This is a genomic window from Desulfofundulus sp., from assembly GCF_049701015.1.
Classification (GTDB): Bacteria; Bacillota; Desulfotomaculia; order Desulfotomaculales; family Desulfovirgulaceae; genus Desulfofundulus.
The window spans coordinates 1-4,369 of sequence record NZ_JBNATZ010000208.1 but is presented as its reverse complement, the minus strand read 5'-3'; the positions used below and the strand labels follow the sequence as shown (position 1 = coordinate 4,369).

Here is a 4,369-nt window from a genome sequence, read left to right as displayed (position 1 = left end):
CGAAATTTCGTCAAACCTTCAATTGATTTGTATCTTTTCCGGCATTACCAATGTCATCTGGACTGTTAATCATTTATCAAATCGTAGTCGAGAACTTGACGAAAACTTTTTCGAAGCCCTTAATGACTCTTTTGCTCACCTTTTTGTAGTCTTTCTTACAGGTATAGTATTTTCCATACTCCTTCTTAAGTTTAACTCCATCCTGCCTTCTGTCATTGCTCACACAACGACAAACTTCGTGTTCAGCCTTTTCTACCGCCATCATCTCTATCACCTTTCACAAAAGAGTCAAGAAGAGTAACAAAAACACAACCCAAAGTCACAACGGACGGGTTGATGGGGCCGTTTTTCTTAATATCGTCGTTTCGGTAATTATCTGGTACGGGCCTGTTCAGGCTTGCACCACCTGCCTTGTTGGGATATTACGGTAGGAACGGGAAAGTCCTGCCTGAAAAAATGAGAAAGCCCGGCAGGGCCGGGCACATTAATCTTTTCCCACTAATACCACTATCCATTCCTGGTCCCTCTGCACAATCCTCGCTGCTGCCCACCTCCTGTAGACTACCTCACCACCAAACACTTTCTTCGAACTCACACTTAATTCCGCCACCGCTCCGGGAGACTGGAGCGTGACTTTTACGCCACCCGGCAGGACAAACGCCCTCGGGAACCCCCCGCCCGGAATTTCCGCCTCCGTTAATTTCCCGTCCCCGTAAGTATACTGCACACCCGCAGGTCTTCCCTCGGAAGCCTGCCCGTCGTAGACTACCAGGGTGTAAGCGGGCCTGCCGGAGAAAGCGGAATACTTCTGGGGTTCGAGGTCTCCTTTTAACTCCAGGTTCTCTTGCAGCATCTTTTCAAAGGCCCTCCGCGCCCGGCGGAAGTCAATCTGCAGACTTTCCCTGTCGAACTGGTTGGCTGCCGCTTTGACCGCTATTCCCACGGAGTTTTTGAGCACAACGTCCGCCGAGGAAACGTCCTGGGCCGTCCTCGTGACCCAGACCAGAACAACAAAGAGCAAAAAGACCAGAGGAAGCGCCGCCACGATGGAGCCTTCCTCGCCTTTACGTTTTCTGGCTGACGGCACTTCCCCTCACCCCGATCCTGACAGGTTTGCCGGGACTGCCCCCGATCAGCGTCCTCGCCATAAAGCTGTTGAAGTACTTCGGGATAAACTCTATCCGCAGGCTGACTTCGTTCGGCCAGAGAACGGGCGCTTCTCCCTCTTTCTTGACGTCTCCTCCAATTTTAATCGTTGCCGGGTCGGCTCCCAGGTCAACCAGCTTTTTGACCAGGTCCTGCTCATCTGAAGGGTACAGCCCGCCCGCTATCTCCATCTTCGACAGGGTGCGGTATTTCAAACTCTCGGTGTGCTGGTATATGGTGAACACCCCCCAGTATTCCACCGCCGCAAACAGGAGAAAAGAGAGGACGTACAGGACAATGAGCATCTCGATAATTACCCAGCCGCTCTCCCCTTTCAGTAGCCCGTCCAGATGATGTCCCTGATCCGCTCCTCGCCTCTTCCCGACACCTGCAGCAGGGCATTGGTTATCCCCGCTATTATGGGGATCGACCCGATACCTATGATCAGCGCGCCCACCAGCCATTCCACGATTCCCCCTTTTTCAGAGAGCAAAAATTCTTTCATGTTAAAAATCCCTCCCATACGGCCCTGATGAGGCAAAACACCAGGGCCAGAAATATTATCGGTGCCCCGACGTGTTTTACTCTCTTCCCGTGCACGACTGCACCGGCATCTCTTACCCCGCCCAGCTCCAGCATGGCCTCTCTTTTCATAGCCGCAAAGGCCGGTTTCAGCTTAAACCCGTAGACTTTAAGCCGCGCGAAGACAGCGGCGACAGCCAGGTTCACGAAGAAAAAAGCGAGAAAAATAAACCCCAGCAGGGGCTGCAGGCAGGCGGCTATCCCGACAATGAGCTTGATGTCCCCCTCGCCTATCCTCCCCGGCAGGCACGACAGAAGCCCTATGAAACAGGAAAACAGGACGTTTGCAATACCAAACCGCCAGTTGCCCGACAAAAAAGGCCACAGCCAGCCAAAAAGTATTAAGGGGAAAGTAACGCAGTTCTTGATCTTCTCCCACTTGATATCAGTGTAAACCGATATGCCAGCCCCCAGGAGGGCCACTGCATAGGGCAGGTAGCGGAAATTAAAAGCCCATGTGGCCAATTCTTTCAATCAGCACACCCCCCTGCAAACGCAGCGCGGCCAGTATCCCGAAAAGTATCGTAGCTCCGCCGAGACCCATGATGATGATCCTTACCAGGTACTCCAGGGTTGACCCCCGCTCGCCTTTAAACATAACAAGACTCCCTCCCATTCTTTTCTATTTCAGCTTGATCGACATGATCAGCTTGGAAATGTGGTACCCCACGGGCATCAGCGTCACCCCCACCAGGGCGAGACCGGGCAGCAACAGGTACAGCGTCTGTATTATCGGGCGCACGCCCAGACCACGCTCTATCCTGAACTGCCTCACGTTTTCCATGGTCTTGCCCTCCTGGCTCAAGTACTCCGCCAGCCTGCCCGGACCAATTACCAGCGCTCTCTGCAGTATCCTGACCAGCGCATCCGCTTCCGGCAGTCCCAATTCCTTCCCCAGTTTTTGGAGCGCCCGCTCCGGGCCCTGACCCCAGCTGTTGAGGCACCGGCGCAGGGGGTCTTTAATCAACCTGACCAGGTACGCACCGGCTGTGAGGGCTTCATACAGGGAATAACCGGCAACAGCATAGACGCTCACCACCTCGTACAGGAGCAGGACCTCGCCGGCTTTTTTCTCTTCGGTAAGCTTTTTAACGAACCAGTTGTAAGCCACCACCCCGAGGTATCCCAGCAACCCTCCTGAAACGGCACACGGCACGGCCAGCAGCAGGTTGGGACTCGCAATGGAATAGCCGATCAGCGCACCCACCATCACGGGGTACATTTTCTTCCTGTCCACGTTCTCAAGTTTTCCGGCCCCGATCCTTCCGATTCTGCGGTGATACCTGCGGTCGGCCAGAAGTTCAAGTATCCGCCCGGTAACGTAAGCAATGGTGACAAATATCAATGCCAGAAGGATTTCACCCTCCCGGGGAGACAGGTACCCTATATATCTTTCCAGGATGTCAACCGGCCGCACGCAAATCTTCCCTCCTTTTTGCATCACAAGTCTATCTTCTTAAGCATCTGGTCCAGCACGATACCTGCGGTTACAGATAAGAACAGCACCAGGATGACGGCCCGCCCGAGAGGTTGAGAGTAGAATTCCAGTGTATCCGGGAACAGCACCTGGGTGATTATAAAACCGGGGACCACCAGAATGTTGAGCAGTATGCCCAGCCTCCTGGTCCCGCTCAGCTCGGTGATATTTTTCTGCATCAGCAGCCTCTGCTGGTGCAGGCGGCTTATTAAACGCGGCATTACCTTCATCACCGTGGAATCTTCATGAGCGGCCAGCAGGATCTGCGCCCAGAGCCGCCCGTACTCGCAGTTCAGGTCGGAAGAAAACTTATTGAACACCCTGGCCGGCTGCTTGCCGGCAGTCAAATCCTTGGCGCACTGCGACAGGTACCTTTTCAGCGGACTTGCCGCGACCTCAGAGACGCGCGCCAGCGCCTGGGCTACGCTTTTACTCATTTCAAACTCCACGGTGAACAGCTGTATAGCCATCGGAAGCTGTTCGAGTACCCTTTGCTCGTGCTTCTGTACCTTCCAGCTCAGTACAAGAAAAGGGACGAAAACGGCAATCACCATAATGGCGACTGCCGACGCAACGTTTCTCAATAAAAATAATCCCATCACCAAACCCGCAAAAGCGGCGGTAACGGACAGCACGAGAAAAGCTGCGGGCTGAATGTTCCACTCAACCCTTTTTATCTGAGCGTCAAGATAGCTGTACAGCTGGTTCCTGCTCCCGCGTGTTTCGTACGCCCTGCTGATCACCTCCGGCAGAGAGGCCAGCATCCGCCTGCGCCTCTGCAAAGCCCCCACTCTTTTGTTAACCTTTTCCCAACCTTTCCACAGCCCTTCCAGGATGTATATAGATACTACCACACACGGTACCGCCGCCCCGAGCAGAAATGCGTACTCATGCATTGGCCCTCATCCCTTCCAGTTGTTCGAGCTCAAAACGGGTAACGCCAAATTTAAAGAGTTTTCGGGCCAGCATCTCCGATATGCCGTGCGGGTACCGCCACTTCCCCTGCTCATAGCTTTCACTCGAGGGCTCCCAGACACACAAGTCCCTGAACTCGGGGCCGCTTTCCCCCTTCGAGACTTCCACCACGTGCTCTATTCTCCTGGTACCCGTAACGTCGTTGCCGTACATCTGGACTATCACATCAAAGCTGGAAGCTATCTGATC

At 53.9% G+C, this 4,369-nt stretch carries 9 protein-coding genes; 1 reads left to right on the top strand and 8 read right to left on the bottom strand.

Features of this window, described 5'->3' with window-relative positions:
* Positions 1 to 301: type II CAAX prenyl endopeptidase Rce1 family protein (locus ACPLUI_RS11560; RefSeq protein ID WP_424660414.1), on the top strand; the 301-nt coding region annotated here is incomplete at its 5' end.
* 183 nt (positions 302 to 484) lie between these two features.
* Here ACPLUI_RS11560 and ACPLUI_RS11555 read toward each other — a convergent pair.
* The 8 genes from ACPLUI_RS11555 to ACPLUI_RS11520 form a co-directional block, all read right to left on the bottom strand.
* Positions 485 to 1,087: a hypothetical protein gene (locus tag ACPLUI_RS11555; protein ID WP_424660413.1), complete on the bottom strand. Its 603-nt coding sequence runs from the start codon at positions 1,085 to 1,087 to the stop codon at positions 485 to 487.
* Entirely contained in the window at positions 1,065 to 1,451 is a 387-nt protein-coding gene (locus ACPLUI_RS11550) for a hypothetical protein (protein ID WP_424660412.1), read from the bottom strand. Before ACPLUI_RS11550 ends, ACPLUI_RS11555 begins: the two co-directional genes overlap by 23 nt.
* A gap of 29 nt (positions 1,452 to 1,480) precedes the next feature.
* The gene (locus tag ACPLUI_RS11545; protein ID WP_424660411.1) at positions 1,481 to 1,651 is read right to left on the bottom strand and encodes a hypothetical protein; all 171 of its coding nucleotides are present in this window, start codon (positions 1,649 to 1,651) and stop codon (positions 1,481 to 1,483) included.
* Entirely contained in the window at positions 1,648 to 2,202 is a 555-nt protein-coding gene (locus tag ACPLUI_RS11540; RefSeq protein ID WP_424660410.1) for a prepilin peptidase, read from the bottom strand. Before ACPLUI_RS11540 ends, ACPLUI_RS11545 begins: the two co-directional genes overlap by 4 nt.
* Entirely contained in the window at positions 2,174 to 2,326 is a 153-nt protein-coding gene (locus ACPLUI_RS11535) for a hypothetical protein (RefSeq protein WP_424660409.1), read from the bottom strand. Before ACPLUI_RS11535 ends, ACPLUI_RS11540 begins: the two co-directional genes overlap by 29 nt.
* Positions 2,327 to 2,350: 24 nt before the next feature.
* Positions 2,351 to 3,145, bottom strand: a complete 795-nt coding sequence (locus tag ACPLUI_RS11530) for a hypothetical protein (protein ID WP_424660408.1) — start codon at positions 3,143 to 3,145, stop codon at positions 2,351 to 2,353.
* A 23-nt stretch (positions 3,146 to 3,168) separates the two neighbouring features.
* Positions 3,169 to 4,101, bottom strand: a complete 933-nt coding sequence (locus tag ACPLUI_RS11525) for a type II secretion system F family protein (RefSeq protein ID WP_424660407.1) — start codon at positions 4,099 to 4,101, stop codon at positions 3,169 to 3,171.
* On the bottom strand, positions 4,094 to 4,369 hold a 276-nt coding region (locus tag ACPLUI_RS11520; RefSeq protein ID WP_424660406.1), incomplete at its 5' end, for a hypothetical protein. The genes ACPLUI_RS11525 and ACPLUI_RS11520, both read right to left, overlap by 8 nt.